Consider the following 15,959-nt stretch of genomic DNA (forward strand, 5'->3'; position numbering starts at 1 on the left):
GGTTTCTTTTTGTATTCCACCAGCAAAAAAACGGGGCTGTCTCTCAGGTCATTTTATGACCCTTTTGAGACAGCCCCTTTTTTTTGATTCGGGGCCCCTTTAGGCCCCGGACGGGCGCTTCACGCAAGCTGCGCGCCGGTTCAATCCGCTTCCAGCCCCTCGCGGAGCTGCCGGTAGATGCCGACAATCTCTTCCATCGGCATCCGGACCAGCCCGCTGGACGATGGCGCGACGAACTCCCGGACGCCGTCGACCGCCGGCTCGAAGCCGTCCTGGAATCCCCACTCCGCCTTCGGCTTGCGGGTAAACTCCGTATAGACGCCCTTGCCGACAAAACAGGCCACCTGCGGCCGGTACCGCTCCAGCTTCTCCTTCAGCGCCCGCCGGCCTTCGGCGTACTCCGGCCGGGCGATATCCTCGATTCCGCGCGTCGGGCGCGCCACAATATTCGTGAAGCCGTACCCCAGCTTCAAGAGTTCGCCGTCCTCCGAAGCCTCGTAGAGCCGGGGCGTCAGACCGGCCCGGTGCAGAATCCGCCAGAAGCGATTCCGCGGATTGGCATAGTGATGCCCGAGTTCGCCGGACCGAAGGCTCGGATTGAAGCCGATGAAGACGACCTGGAGCCCCCGCTCCAGATGGTCGGGAACCGGCGGAAGCTCCGCCTGCCGCTCCTTCTCCGCTCTTCCGGTTACCTCTGCCATGCCGCTTCCTCCTTTCGATCTGCTGTTCTTCTCTCTCAAGCCTGTCCTCTCTCTTCCTTAACCGGCGATTAAGCGGGCCAACCATCGTAAATCGCCCCCCGGAGCGGCCGGGAGGCGATTCATCCGCGCTTATGGCGCCTGATCCTTCAAGCGGGTCCCGCTGACGGCAGGCCGCCGTTCCTAGGGAAGCAGCGCTTTGACGCGGGAAGTCAGATCGCCGGCCTTCAGACGATAATAATTGCTGTCGCCGTTCTTCAGCTTCATCAGCACGAGGCAGGAGCCGGCTTCGGGCTTATAATCGCGGTAATGATCCAGAATATCGCTGAACACCGCCTCGCTCTGGCTGGTGACGGTCTTGCCCTGGCTTCGGGCCTGCCCGAAGTAGGCAGCCGGGTTGTAGGCGTTCCCGGCCGGAAGAGCGGACGAATCAGACTGCCGGACCAGCTCCACCGATTCGATGTCCGCAGGCTGAATGCGGACCCGGTCGCCATAGCCCTTCTGCTTCAGCCAGGCTTCCAGCTTCCCGTAAGACGGCTTCCAAGCCACATTGGAGAAGAACTGGTACGGCTTGCCGACCGATTCTTCGGGAATAAGTTGAATTAGCGCCCTGTCCACACGGTCGTCGGTCTCTTCCGCCAGACTCATCTCCAGGACTTCTTCCTTCAGCAGGGCAGTGAACTCCCGGATATCCTGCGGGTTCCAGATCGATACGGTCTTCTGGTTCGCCGACAATTGAACGCTGGCCAGCTTCTTGTCCAGCTCGGGAAGCATATATTCCCGTGTTTTGAACGGCACGGCTTCCATAACAGCGGCAAGCTCCGGCTCAAAGCCCTTCAGCGGAATCCAGTAGCTGCGGACGAGCGTTCTGCCGTTCTTGAGCTTGTAGGCAATCTTATAATTGAAATTGCGGTCTCCCGCCGAATAAGTCCCGTTCTGTTCTCTGTCCGGCCGCGTATTGACGAGGGCCGTATGCAGGCGGCGAACGGCTTCGATGTAGGCCGGGTCGTCCGAGAACGGACTTACGTCCTCGAAGGGACTCCCCATCTCCGTGCCGGAAGCGGCATGATAATTGCTCCGTCCGTCCGTGAGGTAATCTTCATAATAACTGCCCGCATAGACGGCTTCGATCCGGTTCATATCCGGGATGCGGTTCTCATAGCCGTTCAGCGGAGACACACAGAAGTATAATAGCCCGCCGATGACGGCGGTATACCCGGCAAAACGCAGCAGAAGCTTCCGGCCAAAAACCTGAAAGGACCGCTGAAGCAGCATTTCTGCCGCGATGCAGCCGAGTGCGGCGCCGATGCCGAATCCGGCGATCGTCCATCCCGCTCCTCCCTGGCGCTGATCTCCCATATAGGAGCCCGCCAGCATCATAGAGCACAGCATCACGCTGGCCCTGAAGGGCGGCCGGAGAGCGGCGAAGACAATGGCTTGCCCGGCCCGCTCCACCGGACGCTTCCGGTACAGCGCTCCCGCCAGGATGATACAACAGACGGCAAGCGCCAGGTATACCGTCAGCTCTCTCCAACCGAACGGTGAAGAGGAATTATTAACCATATGAAGGACGGGAGACCAGAGACTCCGTTCCCGCCACCACCAATCGTATCCGAAGCCGTAGAGATAATTGGACAGCAGCGAACCGAGCAGTTCCGCGAGCGCATCGGGCAGAATGAGCAGGGCATAGACCACCAGGCCCTGAAGCAGGGTCTGGCCCACGCACATGCCTGCGAACACCGTGAAGCTGAACAGAAAGACCGTGAGGATCGTAAGGGCTGCTCCCCATTTCCATACCTCGGCCCATCCGTAGAGGTACAGGCCGCCGCCTGTATTCTGTGCGAGCCCGGCGGCCAGCGTGGTCAGCCAGACGGTTTTGTCAATAGTATCCAGGTTGCCGGCAGCAGACAAAAAAACCGCGCCGTTAAGCGCGGGAATTGCCGAATCCTCTATTCGGCCGGCGGGGAACCTTCGGCAGCCGCTCTTCCTGTCGCTGACGCCTGCTTGCGGCGCGGACTGCGATCGCACAGCAGCGCAGCGGGAATCCCGGGAAGCAGCAGCCAGGCGGCTGCCGCGAACGTATCGCTGTAGGCGTCGTACGTTGCCGTCTTGGCCGCGCCCGCTGCCATGCCGGTACCCGCAGCCTTCCCGTTCTTCGCCTGAACATCCGAGAGCCTGTCGGTCAGATTCTGCTGAAGCATCGTCACGATAATCGCCACACCGAGCACGCTGCCTATCGCTTTGGCCATGTTCACTATGCCTGACGCCATTCCGATCTTGGCTTCCGGGACATGGTTGACCGCCGACGTCATCACCGGCGCCATCGTCATTCCGATGCCAAGACCGGCCGCGAACAGTCGCAGCGCCACGTCTCCGGTTGAGGCATCCGCACCGAGACCGGACAGCGACCAGGTCATCAGCATCAGCAGAGCAATGCCTGCGGTTGCCGGAAGATGCGAGCCCCATCGAACCGCAACCGGAGAGGATAAGGCGGAGGTGACGATGGTTCCAAGCGCCATGACCGACAGAATCAGTCCGGCCCGCAGTTCGGATACTCCCATAACCCGGGTAAGAAAGAAGGAAGTGAGAATCGCGACGTTCGTCAGCCCTGCTCCGACAATCAGAAGCGCCAGAGAAGAGGCGCTGAACGGCCCGCTCCGGAACAGGGACATGGAGAGCATCGGCGCCTTCCCCCGAAGCTGCGAGACGGCGAATACCGCGAGCAGCAGGGCGGCGCCCAACAGCAGGAGCAGTACGGACCGGGAATGCCAGCCCTCGTCGCTTACCCGGATCAGCCCGTACGTCATACTGAACATAGCTCCGGAGATCGCAAGCATCCCCGGCCAGTCGAGGGCAGTGCCCGCGGTCGGGTCCTTGGATTCGCCGATGAAGATCCAGGTCAGGACAAGGCTGAGCGCGGCAAGCGGCACATTGACATAGAAAATCCATTCCCAGTTCAGCTTGTCCGTAATCACCCCGCCCAGCGCCGGTCCGCTGGCGGCAGCCAGACCCGACAGAGCGCCCCATAATCCGATGATAAGACCATGCTTCTCCTTGGGAAATGCCTGAGTGACAAGCGGAATGGACACCGGGACGATAATGGCTCCGGCCAATCCTTGAACAAAACGGGCTCCAATCAGGAATTCCAGATTCGGCGCAAGTCCCGACAGCAGAGAGGCCAGGCCGAAGACCGCCGTTCCAAGCAGGAAGACCTTCTTCCGTCCGAACTGGTCCGCCAGACGCGACGCGCTCAGGATAAAGACTGCGAACGCCAGATTATAAGCGTTGACCACCCATGAGATGCGGTCCACTCCGCCGTCGAAATAGCGGGTCATTTCCGGCAGCGCAATGTTGACGATCGTACCGTCGAGAAGAGCCATGAAGAAGCCGAGAACGATTGCTGTAAACGATAAAGCAGATTTCAGGTTCATAAATAATCTCCCTCCAAAATTGAACTTTAGTTCACTTTTGGATTATATGAACTCCAGTTCAGTTTTGTCAACGACAAATCTGAACTGGAGTTCATATTCGTTGACACGATGCGTTTTCTTTTTTTACAATATAGTATGATGAGGAGGCGTCAGACCTTGACTGATTCCATGGATGGCATGCCGCGCAGAGCGCAGAGCACTGCCGCAGACAAACCAAGAACCCCCCAGCAGGACCGGGGAGTTCGTACAAGAGAAGCCATTATCCGGGCAGCGATGGAGTTGTTCGCAGAGAAGGGCTACCTTCAGACGAACAGCAAACACATCGCCGCCCACGCCGGCGTAAGCACCGGCAGCTTCTATTCCTATTTTGCGGATAAAAAAGCCGTATTCCTGGAAGTGCTCCAGATATACAGCGAAGAGCTGGTCGGCAAGATGGAGGCGACGCTGCTTGAGCTGAACCGCTCGGCCCTGAACCGCAGAACGCAAATGCTCCTGCTGATCGACAATCTCGTCCAATCGCACGACGTCTTCATCCGGTTCCACAAAGAACTGGCTGTTCTCGCTCTGAGCGACGAAGAGCTGCAGCAGATGATTGAACGGCAACGCAGCGCAGGACAGGCGATTACGCTGAAATACCTGCAGCAAATGCCGGAGAAGCTGCTCGTCCGCAATCTCGAAGCCGCCGCCGCCCTTATTTACGAGACCTTTGACGTAGTCGTAGACCGGATGGCTTTTGCCCCCGAATCTGTTGATGTCCATTCCCTCAAGGAAGAGCTGGCGGACATGCTGGTCCGCTATCTGTACCCGTAACGTCTACCGGACATCCTTCCAGAAATTCAGCGGCGCCATATCCCGGGTGATAATTCCGTATGTATATCCCTTCCGGTCCAGGGTGTTCAGTACCCGCGGCAGCACCTTCAGCGTCGCCGCCTGATCGTGCATCAGAATAACGGGCGGCGTCTTGGCGCCGAGGCCAGCGATCTGGGTCATAATCCGGTTGTAGATCCGGTCGCTGTCGGTCTTGTACTTCCAATCCAGGGAGTCGACGTTCCAATCCCACAGCAGAAAGCCCTGCTCCAGCAGCGCATCGCGGTAGGCCTTGGTCAAATACGGCTTGCTGCCGTAAGGCGTGCGGATCAGCGGAGTCGTGATTCCCGCCGCCGACTGAAGCGCCGCGTTGTCGCGGTTCATTTCGTTCAGTGCCGAGGCCGGCGAGGCGTAGAACTTGCTTTTGACATGGGACATGCCGTGCAGACCGACAGCGTTGCCTGCCTTCACCATCCGCTTGACCTCGCCGGTATGGGCAGCGATATGCGGCCCCAGCATGAAGAAGGTCGCCTTCGCCCCATGTTCGTCCAACAAATCAAGCAGCCTGTCCGTTGTCGCCGAGGGCCCGTCGTCAAAGGTCAGATAGACGACCTTGCCGGAGGAAGCCGGCTTGGTTCCTCCGTTTGCGGCGGAAGACGCAGCGCCAGGCTTCGCGCCTCCGGCAGACGGAGCGGGAGATGCCGCCGGGGCAGCGCTTGCCAGCTTCTTCGTGTCATATTTGGCCGCGAACTCGGCGTCGCTCAGCTTGGCTTCTCTGTCCCTCACCCGCAGGAGCCCCAGTTCGGGCCGGTAGGAGACCGAATATCCGAACTGCGTTGCCACCTTGACCGGCAGCATGAGGCGGCCGTTCGCCGTATACATCGGCAGCGTGCCCGCGCTTGTGGCCGTCATGTTGACGGCAAAGCCGCTGCCCGGCAGCAGCCTCAGCTCGCCGCCGCGGCCGGCCAGCGTCAGATCAGACGCACTCCCCGTCAGAGTCAGCTCCAGCTGCTCTGCCAACTCTTTTACAGGCACAAAGAAACTTCCATTCTTCTGCTCCGCCGGGATTCCGCTCAGCTTGTCGTTAATCCCCAGCCGCCACGCCGCCTTCCCCGCAGCCGAGGCTTCCCCCATGTTCCAACAGCCCCATGCCGCCACAAATACCAGCAGCGCGAGACATCCTCTTCCCATTCTCATCCTCTCTCGAATCTCCTTCTCCTGATGTGGTTTCTATCACCATAACATAGATGCCCGCTTCCAGTATTGGATAGTTTGTAACCGGCAGTTAAAAAACTGTTACCCGGCTGTATAAGGGTCCATACATGCGCAGCTGCTTCAAAAGAGAGAGTCTTTCGGGCGAATCGGGCTGAAAGCCGTCTTTGACGCATGAAATCGGGTACTTCAGGGAATTTTAATTGTGACAAACTGGGTAATTTTTTTAATTCGTGAACGAATTATGAACTGCTCAAAAAATCCACAAAACAGCGCTGTTACAGTGATCTTTATCATATCGTTCCTCTATTAGTAACATTAAGTTCACATAAAGTTCATACATTGTACAATTTTATAGCATTTAATATGCTATTTTCTATAATATGTCTTTTGCATTATCCCATCCAAATTTTTAATATAGATACAGGTCATTGATTTTCGGTTAACTTGTTTAATAAGCACAGTAATGAAGGAAAGGAGTTCGACATGAACAAAAGAGGGCCGTTATACGCATTGTTTTTCAGCCTTTTCCTGCTGCTTCCGGGTTGCAGCTCGCTCACCGTGCTGAATCCGAAGGGGCCAGCGGCCAAGACGCTCTCCGACACGATTATCCTCTCGATTCTCGTGATGCTCGGCGTTCTTGCCGTCGTCTACATCCTCTACATCTTCGTGCTGGTCAAATACCGCGCCAAGAAGACCAATGAGGGCTACATTCCGCCTCACGAACCGGGGAACAAATGGCTGGAAGCGACCTGGATCGCCATTCCGATTATTATCGTGGCGTTCCTGTCCGTCGTAACCGTCAGAACAACGAGTGCCGTAGAGAACGTAGCGAGCGACTATAAAGACCAGAAACCGCTCGTCATTTACGCCTCCTCGTCCAACTGGAAATGGCATTTCAGCTACCCGGAGGAAGGCATCGAGACCGTCAACTACGTCAATTTCCCGGTCAACCGTCCGATTGAATTCCGTCTGTACTCGTTCGGACCGATCAGCAGCTTCTGGATTCCGCAGCTTGCCGGCCAGAAGTATGCCATGAGCGACATGACCACTTATCTGAATCTGGTGGCGGAGACCCAGGGAGACTTCTTGGGACGCAACTCCAACTTCAGCGGCAAGGGCTTCGCCCAAATGGAATTCACCGCGACTTCGATGAGCAGCAAGGATTACGACGAATGGGTCAAGGATGTCAAGGATACCGCTTCTCCTCTGACCGAAGAGAAGTTCAAATCGCTGCTGGAGACCGCCCATGTCGGACGCGAGACCTTCTCCACCAACCATCTCGAATTCAGCCCGCCTCCGGGCGAACACAGCGAGCACATGGATATGGATAAGGACGACGATATGGACAACGGCAACATGGATCATCAGGAGAACAAGGATATCCATCCTTCTCCCGCTCCGGAGGAAGAAACGGAGTTTGATGACAAGCCCGCTCCGGTTGTGAACTCGCCGCTTCCAAGTTCTCCGGCGGATGAATCCGCACACAATCATTAAACAAATTGCTGCTGAACATTCCCTGAAAGGAGTCATCCCAATGGATTTGGATAAATTCAAGGTTCACGGCGAACCTCTGATCTACGGCGCTATGGTCAGCATCGTGCTCGTATCGATCGGCATCCTCGTCGGCCTGACCTATTTCAAAAAATGGGGCTATCTCTGGCGCGAATGGCTGACGACCGTGGACCACAAGCGGATCGGCGTTATGTACATCCTCGCCGCGCTGCTCATGCTGTTCCGCGGCGGCGTCGATGCCATGATGATGCGTCTGCAGACCGCTGCCCCGGAAATGAAGTTCCTGGACGCCCAGCATTACAACGAGGTCTTCACGACCCACGGCCTCATCATGATTCTCTTCATGGCGATGCCGTTTATTATCGGCCTTATGAACGTCGTGGTACCGCTGCAGATCGGCGCGCGCGACGTCGCCTTCCCCCGGCTGAACGCCGTCAGCTTCTGGCTGTTCTTCTTCGGGGCGATGCTTCTCAATATCTCCTTCGTCGTCGGCGGTTCGCCTGACGCCGGCTGGTCGGCTTACTTCCCGCTGGCGAGTCTGGAATTCAGCCCGACGGTAGGCAACAACTATTATTCCTTGGCGCTGCAGATCTCCGGTATCGGTACCCTGATGACCGGGGTCAACTTCATCGTCACGATTCTGAAGATGCGCGCACCGGGCATGAAGCTGATGAAGATGCCGATGTTCACCTGGTCCGTGCTGATCACCAACGTCATTATCGTCTTCGCCTTCCCGGTTCTGACCGTCGCTCTGGCGCTGATGATGTTCGACCGCCTGTTCGGCTCCCAGTTCTTCACCATGGCCAACGGCGGCATGGATATGCTCTGGGCGAACCTGTTCTGGGTCTGGGGCCATCCGGAAGTCTATATCGTTATTCTCCCGGCCTTCGGTATCTACAGTGAAATTATCGCGACCTTCGCGAGAAAGAATCTGTACGGCTACAAATCCATGGTCGCCAGTATGGTCGTTATCTCCCTGCTGTCCTTCCTCGTATGGGCGCATCACTTCTATACGATGGGCCAGGGCGTTATGGTCAACAGCTTCTTCTCCATCTCGACGATGGCCATCGCCGTTCCGACCGGCGTCAAGATCTTCAACTGGCTGTTCACTCTGCGCAAAGGGCGAATTGAATTTACGACACCGATGCTCTACTCGCTGGCCTTTATTCCGATCTTTACAATCGGGGGCGTTACCGGCGTTATGCTGGCGATGGCTAGTGCGGACTACCAGTACCACAACACGATGTTCCTGGTCGCTCACTTCCACTACGTGCTGATTCCGGGCGCCGTCTTCGCCGTCATCGCGGGCTTCCACTACTGGTTCCCGAAAGTGTTCGGCTTCCGGCTTAACGAACGTCTCGGCAAGCATGCGTTCTGGTGGATCATTATCTCCTTCAACGTTACGTTCTTCCCGCTGTTCATTCTCGGTCTGAAGGGAATGACGCGCCGGATGTACACGTACTCGGAAGAGACCGGCTTCGGGCCGCTCAACATGCTGTCCTTCGCAGGCGCAGTGGGTCTGGCTATCGGCTTTGTGATTCTGGTGTACAACATTTACTGGAGCACCCGCTACCAGCCGCGCGACAAGACGGGAGATCCGTGGAACGCGAGAACGCTGGAATGGGCAACGCACAGTCCGATCCCGGCTTACAATTTTGCCATTGAACCGGAAGTCGAGACGCTCGACCCGTTCTGGGAATCGAAATACGGCAACAAGCCGATTTTCAAGAAACCGTTGGCCAAAATTCACATGCCGAGCAATACCGGCAAGCCGTTCATTCTCGGCGTTATCTTCTTCTTCTTTGGCTTCTTCATGGTATTCAGCATGTGGAAATCGGCCATTGTGGCAGGCGTCGGCATCCTGATTGTCATGGCAGCCATGTCGTTTGACCGGGATCACGGCTTCTATATCTCGGCGGATGAAATTGCCGCCACCGAAAAGAAACTGGGGGGTAAGCAGATATGAAGGTAGACACCTCCAAACCGCTGGAATATTCAACACATGAGAACAGCAACAAAATCTTTGGCTTCTGGGTGTTCCTTGGAGCGGAAATCGTTCTGTTCGCCACCCTGTTCACCGTCTTCTTCGTGCTCGTGAACCGCTTTGCCTCCGGGCCAAGCGGGGAGGAGCTGTTCGAGATCGGTCCGGTGCTCTGGGAGACCTTCCTGCTCCTGACCAGTTCTTTCACCATTGGCCTGGCGGTCCATGCCATGCGCCACAACTACAAGAAAGCGATGATGGTGTTTCTCGGCCTCACGCTGCTGATGGGCCTCGGCTTCCTTGGAATCGAAATTACCGAGTTCTTCACTTACGTGGATGAAGGGGCAACGCTGCAGACCAGCGGCTTCCTCTCCAGCCTGTTCGTTCTGCTTGGAACGCACGGAGCGCACGTAACCTTCGGTTTCCTCTGGGGTTCGGCAATCTTTATCCAGCTTCTGCGGGAAGGCATCAACCCGGCGACAGCCAACAAGTCGTTCATCTTCTCGCTGTACTGGCACTTCCTGGACGTGGTCTGGATCTTCATATTCAGCTTCGTCTACCTGAAAGGACTGATGTAGCATGCTGAAACAGTTATTTCCGATTCGTCATGTGCTGGGATATATCGCCTCCCTCGTCCTTTCGGCGGCTGCGCTGGTTGTCATCTACGGCGATTTGTCACACACCGGCAATGTGATCGTGCTGAGCGTAACGGCCATCATCCAGGCCGCTCTGCAGCTCTTCCTGTTCATGCATATCGGCGAAGATGCGAACTCCAAGAAGGAACTGTACGTCAACATCGCCTATGCGCTGTTCGTCGGTCTTGGCACCATCTTCGGTACGCTGTTCATCTTCATCTGGGGCTGGTACAGCTAAGTTCATTCCTGCACGCAAAAGGGGTCGTCCCAAAAGACGGCCCCTTTCTTTTGTCTAGGAGTTCAACTTGTGTTCTAAAGGCGGCCGCTGCCGCTTGTCCGCAATCGTTCGTCTCTCGGCAGGCGTCGGCGAAATGTTCAAAACCCAAAGAAACATGCGTTAGACCAAACAAGAAAGCTCCAGTCCAAGGATATCCATGGGCTGGAGCTTTTGCTTACTTTTTAAAGAAGGACTTCCTGCAAAGTATTAAAATTCGGACGTTTGAGACGTCCTCTTTTGAATTGCCGGGCAGTCCGCCCGCTTACAGCTTGAAGCGTTCCAACTGCTGCTGCAGCTCCTCCGCTAAGGTTGCCAGATACTTGGCGGAGACCGTCATTTCCTCCATGGCGGAAGTCTGCTCCTCGCTGGAGGCGCTGACGTCTTCGACGCTGGCTGCGCCCTTGGAGGAGACATCGGCCAAGACTTCCATCACATCCACCAGATCGCCGCTCTCGCCGCTGATCTGTCCTACCGAGCGGGCGATGGCTTCCGTCTGCTGGATGGCATCTCCGATCGCCGCGACAATCTCCTGAAAAGCGCCCGAAATCTCGCGGCTGCCTTCAACCCCTTCCAGCGCCAGCTCGGCGCCGACCGCCATCGCTTCTACGGCTTGCCCGGTCTGGGTCTGAATCTTGCCGATGATATCGGCGATATGCAGCGAACTCTGGGCCGTCTCGTCGGCAAGCTTGCGGATCTCTCCGGCCACCACGGCGAAGCCGCGCCCGGCCTCTCCGGCCCGTGCCGCCTCGATGGAGGCATTCAGCGAGAGCAGATTCGTCTGTCCGGCAATGTCGTTGATCGTCGTACTGATGACCCCGATCTCGTCCGACAGCCGGGCCAGCGTGCTGATGACCTCCCGGGTCGAAGACACGTTGGCATTGATCTCGCTCATCTGCGAGCTGACCTGTCCCACCTTGCCGCTGCCCTGGTCGGCCGATTGCGCCGCCAGATTCATCAGCTCGTACATCTTCACGCTGCCCTGCTCGACAGATTGCAGGTCTTCGGCCATCGTCCGCACTGAAGCATTCGTCTCGGCAATGCCGCTCTTCTGCGTGACGAAGCCCTCGGCCATCTCGGATGCCGCTTCCGCGATCAGCCGGGAGGCCAGCGAGGTCTGCTCGGCGCTGGCTGTCATCTGCTCCGAGGAGGACGACAGCGTCATCGCCGTTTCGGTAACTCTCCGCATCATGCTGCGCAGGCTCTCCAGCATTGCATTGAAAGAGCTGCTGATCTGTCCGATCTCATCCCGGGAGCGATACGGAACCGAAGCCGTAAGATCGCCGGATTGGGCTTCCTGAATGGATTTCTTCAGAATCGACAGCGGCTTCGTAATCAGACGCGAGGTATACCACACCGCCAGCACACTCAGCAGCGTAAAAACAACAATGAGGGCAATGCTGATGCTGCGCACCTGGTCCGCCTTCTCGTTCGCATCTTTATAATTGGCAACGGCAATCTGTTCAAGCTTCAGAGAGATCCCGTCGAGGAAGCTGTGCATCTGTTCCTTAAGCGTGGTGAACTCGCTGATGTACGTTTTGTAGGCGTCCTCGTTCCGGTCGCTCTTGACCAGACTGATAATTTCATCCCGCTTGGCCTGATAGCGGCCGACAATCGTCTGGAACTGCTTCATGCTTCCCTCGACATCCAGCGAGTCCGACCGGATTCCGGCGAGCCTGCCTACTACGGTCTCATTATCCTTGCTTCGGCTCTCAATGTCGCTCAGCAGCTCATTCTCCTTGGAAGAGTCGGAATTGAGCATGAGCGACAGTAAATCCGACTCCATCACTTGAGTATTAAGCTGAATGCGGTCGACCCATCGTCCCGGAAGCAAATTCTGATTGTACATACTTGTAGCACGGCTGGCCAACTGCTGGCCGGAGGTAGTCCCGTATACACCGACGCTGATCAGCGCATACAAGATGATCATCACCATGATGGCAAGCTTGTAGGTAATCTTCAGGTTCTTCAAACTGCTACTCACTCTCCTGCTGCGTAAATTACAAATCCCCTCTCATTATCGGTCGTTTCATGAAATATTTTAGTTTTTTCAATCACTAATTTCATTCCAATTAATTGAATCAACTGACAAAATCCCGGGAAGGTTCCTTTGAAATAAACAAAAGACCGGCGAATTCGCATCCGCTGCGAATCCGCCGGTCTCTGTCAGGTTGGAGCCGTCCGCTTCGGCGCGCCGGTTCCAGTTGCCGCTCTAGCGGGTCTTGCCAACGTCCTTGCCTCCGTCCAGGGTATACCGCCACTCCACGCTATCTCCCGGCTTCAGTGTGTACGCCCCGGCGCTCTTATCCGGGAATTCTCCGTTGACGCTGAACAGCCAGCCGCTCTCGGGACCCTCGTCCAGCTCATACAGATTGTCGATGCCTTCGACGTACCCGAGCGCCCCGCTTCCCCGGAACTCCATCTGAATCTTCTTCTTGCGAGTCAGCTTCTTCAGAACTTCAAGAACGCTGTCGCCCTCCTTGATCTCCACTTCGGTCGGCGGCAGAATCACGCCCCGGCCGCTACCGCCCGTGACCGACAGCGTAACGCTGCGGGCTGCCGGCGACGCGGCAGCCGGTCTCGGGCTGGCCGCCGCACGCGGACTATCCGCCCCGCCGGCCGGCGCAGCCGTCTTCTCCGCCGCCTTCGGTCCGGCGACGGGCTTCTGCGCGGGCTTCGCCGACGCCCGCGGCTTGGCGGCGTCCGGCTTCGCCGAGACGCCGGAAGCAGCCGGCGCGGCCGCTGGCGCGCCGGACGGGCGGGCCGCCGGTGCAGCGCCTGCGGCCGCCTTCCCGGCGCCGCTGCCTGCCGGCGCCTTTCCGGCCGCGCCAACCGCGGCTGACGCGGCGGGCGCCGCCGCAGGCGAGGCGGCGGACGATGGCGACGCGGCGGACGTCCCTGCCGGCGAAGCCGGCAGGGCAGAGGCCGCAGCCGATTGTCCAGCTGCGGACGGCTCGTCCGCCGGCGACGAGCAGCCGGCCAGCAGTGCAAGCGCAAGCGGCAGGGCCGCAAGCGCCCGGCGGGGACGCAGGCGCGCCGCGCCCCGGCGATGTCCAGGGTATGTCTTCTCAAGCCGCATAGCGTCCTCCTCCTCCTCCTGTTCAGTCTGAACCGGGTTCATGCCCCGCTTCCGTTATCCGGTTAATCGGCATCCTGCTGAAGACGGTCGGCCACGACAGCCGCCATTTCCCGCGTCACCGGCGCATCCGGCAAGAACTTGCCGTACGCGCCCGAGAGATAGCCCTTCTCGGCGGCGGCCCGAACGGCATCGCGCGCGTAAGCGGCGATCTGCTTCTGGTCGCTGAAGCTTGGCGCAGACGCCGAAGCCTTGAGACCGTAAGAGCGGGCGAGCATAACCGCCATATCCTGGCGGCTGATCGGAGCGTTCGGCTGGAAGCTCGTGGCCGTAACGCCGCCCACGAAGCCCAGCTCCTTGGCTTTGGCGACATAGCTGTAATACCAGGCTCCCGGCTTCACATCCGTGAAGCCCGGTTGGGCCGCGCCTTCAGCGGACACGCCCGACAGCCGCACCAGCAGCGCGGCGAACTGGGCCCGCGTCAGGGAAGCCTTCGGCGCGAAGCGTACCTTCCCGCCGTCCGAAATGCCGTCCATCAGCTTGCTTGCGTACACCTTGTTCACCGAAGCTGCGGCCCAGTCGGCTATCTGCGCGCTGTCCGCATAGAGCGGCAGCACGGCCAGAGTTCCCGTATATCGAACTACATCCGGCGCCTGGCCCTTCCGGTAACCGTTCACTTCAAGCGCATATTGTCCGCCCGACGGGATAGCGGCAAAAGCGGCATTGCCGTCTGCGTCCGTTACCGCCGCAGCACTTCCGACCTTGACCGTAACGCCGGCGGCCGGAGCGGTCTTCGCCTTCCCGCTCTCCCAATCCATCGCCGCCTTGGTCACATGCACCCGGAACGGCTTGCCGTGCTCCGGCAGCGCCGGCTCGGCATATACCGCATCGACCACCTGCGTATCTCCGCCGCCGTAATAGACCACCGCGCGGTCGCCTGTCTTCAGTTCGAACTTATCCATTCCGACCGACGGGAAGATCCATTCTCCGGCCCGCTGAACCGCGTAGCTCCAGCCGTCATAGCCGCCGTACAGTCCGTTCTGGACCCCCTTCACACCCGAGACGTAGTCCCCAAACGAAGCGTGGGAGATCTCCAGCCCAATTCCGGGCGCTTGATTCAGCACCTTCAGGGCATCCAGGACGTTCGCGGCTGCAAGCTCCGATTCCAGAACCGGCTTCTCCGGTCCTTCAATGACGATTTGGACGCGCGGCTTCCCGGCTGTGTCCGCCGCCGAAGCGGCCGGGGATACCGGGAACCGATACAACGCTCCCTTGCCTTCCTTCAGCATCGTATAGGCATCCAGGGCAAGCAGAGCCTGCTCGGTCGCCAATTCATCCGACTTGGCCTTCAGCGTATGGCCGAAGCCGCCGTCTCCATTCCGGTAGCTCAGCAGCCGGTCCACGAGGCTGACGCCCGATTTGGTGAACCGGGCTTCGGTCGGATCAATGCCCGCCGAGGTCAGGGCGATGATGGCCTGCGCCACACTCTCGCTGCTGTCGCCGTAGCCGCCGCCGGCCTGCTGCTGGACGGACAGCCAATCGGCTGCCTTGTCCACCGCCGCAGCGGCCGCCGTCTGATCGCGGTGGGCAGACAGCGCAGTCAGCGCCATGGCCGTAAGGTCCGGATCGCTCTTATCTCCCATCAGAGCGAATCCGCCGTCCGGAAGCTGCTTGGACACAATCTCGGCAATCAGCTTGTCCGCATTCCACGGCGCCGATGCCGGTACGGCATACCCGCCCGCATCAAGCGCAAGCAGCCCGTAGATCGGGCCGTTGAGTCCCTGGGAAGTCATTTTCGCATGATTATAAATGCCTTGGACCAGGTTATAGCCGCCGATATTGGTGGCATCCAGTCCGGCTGCCGCTGCAGCCAGCACCCGCCGCGAATATTCGGTCACCTTGGAATACGTTCCCTTGGAGGCCTTGATCTCCTGAACGAGATCCGTTTTATAACGTTCCGGCAGGGCTTGTCCGCTCCGGATCAGGCCGATGGCCTGCCAGTCGGAGGAGATTCCTCCCTTCAGTAAATAGGCTGCCGCGCTTTTGGCCGCCTGCGCAGCCTCGCTGCCGCTCGCGGCGGACGCCGTCCCGGCAGTCCCCCAGCCTCCCAGCAGCAGGACCGTCAGCATCAGAACCGCCATACAGGCGCTCCACGATTGGATCATGCGTTGTTTCATCTGTTCTTCCTCCCCTTGGCCGATTGCTTCGGCCGGTTATTAGTCCGGATGCTGGCGCGTTCGCGCTTGCCTCTTCCGCAGACGGCTCCTCTCCCCGCGAAACAAATAACGCCGCCCCTTAAGGGGCGGCGTTGACGGGTCCGTCTGCTTCAT

12 protein-coding genes are annotated in these 15,959 nt (G+C 58.5%); 5 read left to right on the plus strand and 7 right to left on the minus strand.

Annotation, left to right across the window (positions count from 1 at the left end):
- Positions 1–140: 140 nt before the first annotated feature.
- From RBI05_RS15105 to RBI05_RS15115, 3 genes are all read right to left on the minus strand, one after another.
- On the minus strand, positions 141–701 hold the full coding sequence (locus RBI05_RS15105; RefSeq protein ID WP_150458162.1) for a mismatch-specific DNA-glycosylase: 561 nt from the start codon (positions 699–701) through the stop codon (positions 141–143).
- 180 nt (positions 702–881) lie between these two features.
- Positions 882–2,609 (minus strand): hypothetical protein, encoded by a 1,728-nt coding sequence (locus tag RBI05_RS15110; protein WP_310551717.1) that lies wholly within the window; start codon positions 2,607–2,609, stop codon positions 882–884.
- A 38-nt stretch (positions 2,610–2,647) separates the two neighbouring features.
- On the minus strand, positions 2,648–4,129 hold the full coding sequence (locus tag RBI05_RS15115) for an MFS transporter (protein ID WP_310551718.1): 1,482 nt from the start codon (positions 4,127–4,129) through the stop codon (positions 2,648–2,650).
- Between the two features lie 156 nt (positions 4,130–4,285).
- Here RBI05_RS15115 and RBI05_RS15120 point away from each other — a divergent pair, with 156 nt between their 5' ends.
- A complete protein-coding gene (locus RBI05_RS15120; RefSeq protein WP_310551719.1) occupies positions 4,286–4,939 on the plus strand; it encodes a TetR/AcrR family transcriptional regulator in 654 nt (217 codons plus the stop codon).
- A 3-nt stretch (positions 4,940–4,942) separates the two neighbouring features.
- On the opposite strand, the gene RBI05_RS15125 is transcribed toward RBI05_RS15120, so the two are convergent.
- Positions 4,943–6,133 (minus strand): polysaccharide deacetylase, encoded by a 1,191-nt coding sequence (locus tag RBI05_RS15125; protein WP_310551720.1) that lies wholly within the window; start codon positions 6,131–6,133, stop codon positions 4,943–4,945.
- Positions 6,134–6,634: 501 nt separating this feature from the next.
- Between RBI05_RS15125 and qoxA the strand changes: the two genes are divergently transcribed.
- The 4 genes from qoxA to qoxD are packed head-to-tail and all read left to right on the plus strand — an operon-like array spanning position 6,635 to position 10,517.
- Positions 6,635–7,645 carry a cytochrome aa3 quinol oxidase subunit II gene (gene qoxA, locus RBI05_RS15130; protein WP_150458167.1) on the plus strand — a complete coding sequence of 337 codons (1,011 nt, stop codon included), beginning with the start codon at positions 6,635–6,637 and terminating at the stop codon, positions 7,643–7,645.
- A 40-nt stretch (positions 7,646–7,685) separates the two neighbouring features.
- Positions 7,686–9,629: a cytochrome aa3 quinol oxidase subunit I gene (qoxB, locus tag RBI05_RS15135; protein ID WP_310551721.1), complete on the plus strand. Its 1,944-nt coding sequence runs from the start codon at positions 7,686–7,688 to the stop codon at positions 9,627–9,629.
- Positions 9,626–10,222, plus strand: coding sequence for a cytochrome c oxidase subunit 3 (locus RBI05_RS15140; protein WP_310551722.1), 597 nt, complete (start codon positions 9,626–9,628; stop codon positions 10,220–10,222). Before qoxB ends, RBI05_RS15140 begins: the two co-directional genes overlap by 4 nt.
- Before the next feature lies 1 nt (position 10,223).
- Positions 10,224–10,517: a cytochrome aa3 quinol oxidase subunit IV gene (gene qoxD, locus RBI05_RS15145; protein ID WP_150458170.1), complete on the plus strand. Its 294-nt coding sequence runs from the start codon at positions 10,224–10,226 to the stop codon at positions 10,515–10,517.
- Positions 10,518–10,818: 301 nt separating this feature from the next.
- Here qoxD and RBI05_RS15150 read toward each other — a convergent pair whose 3' ends face one another.
- The 3 genes from RBI05_RS15150 to RBI05_RS15160 form a co-directional block, all read right to left on the minus strand.
- A complete protein-coding gene (locus RBI05_RS15150) occupies positions 10,819–12,525 on the minus strand; it encodes a methyl-accepting chemotaxis protein (RefSeq protein WP_310551723.1) in 1,707 nt (568 codons plus the stop codon).
- Between the two features lie 240 nt (positions 12,526–12,765).
- On the minus strand, positions 12,766–13,632 hold the full coding sequence (locus RBI05_RS15155; RefSeq protein ID WP_310551724.1) for a DUF4430 domain-containing protein: 867 nt from the start codon (positions 13,630–13,632) through the stop codon (positions 12,766–12,768).
- 62 nt (positions 13,633–13,694) lie between these two features.
- Positions 13,695–15,806, minus strand: coding sequence for an S-layer homology domain-containing protein (locus tag RBI05_RS15160; protein WP_310551725.1), 2,112 nt, complete (start codon positions 15,804–15,806; stop codon positions 13,695–13,697).
- Between the last annotated feature and the right edge of the window lie 153 nt (positions 15,807–15,959).

It is taken from the genome of Paenibacillus glufosinatiresistens (assembly GCF_031470375.1).
GTDB lineage: Bacteria > Bacillota > Bacilli > Paenibacillales > Paenibacillaceae > Paenibacillus_AQ > Paenibacillus_AQ glufosinatiresistens.

Coding starts and splice junctions, on each gene's coding strand:
- RBI05_RS15105 (WP_150458162.1), bottom strand. CDS start 701: ATGGCAGAGGTAACCGGAAGAGCGGAGAAGGAGCGGCAGGCGGAGCTT.
- RBI05_RS15115 (WP_310551718.1), bottom strand. CDS start 4,129: ATGAACCTGAAATCTGCTTTATCGTTTACAGCAATCGTTCTCGGCTTC.
- RBI05_RS15125 (WP_310551720.1), bottom strand. CDS start 6,133: ATGAGAATGGGAAGAGGATGTCTCGCGCTGCTGGTATTTGTGGCGGCA.
- qoxA (WP_150458167.1), top strand. CDS start 6,635: ATGAACAAAAGAGGGCCGTTATACGCATTGTTTTTCAGCCTTTTCCTG.
- qoxB (WP_310551721.1), top strand. CDS start 7,686: ATGGATTTGGATAAATTCAAGGTTCACGGCGAACCTCTGATCTACGGC.
- RBI05_RS15140 (WP_310551722.1), top strand. CDS start 9,626: ATGAAGGTAGACACCTCCAAACCGCTGGAATATTCAACACATGAGAAC.
- qoxD (WP_150458170.1), top strand. CDS start 10,224: ATGCTGAAACAGTTATTTCCGATTCGTCATGTGCTGGGATATATCGCC.
- RBI05_RS15155 (WP_310551724.1), bottom strand. CDS start 13,632: ATGCGGCTTGAGAAGACATACCCTGGACATCGCCGGGGCGCGGCGCGC.
- RBI05_RS15160 (WP_310551725.1), bottom strand. CDS start 15,806: ATGAAACAACGCATGATCCAATCGTGGAGCGCCTGTATGGCGGTTCTG.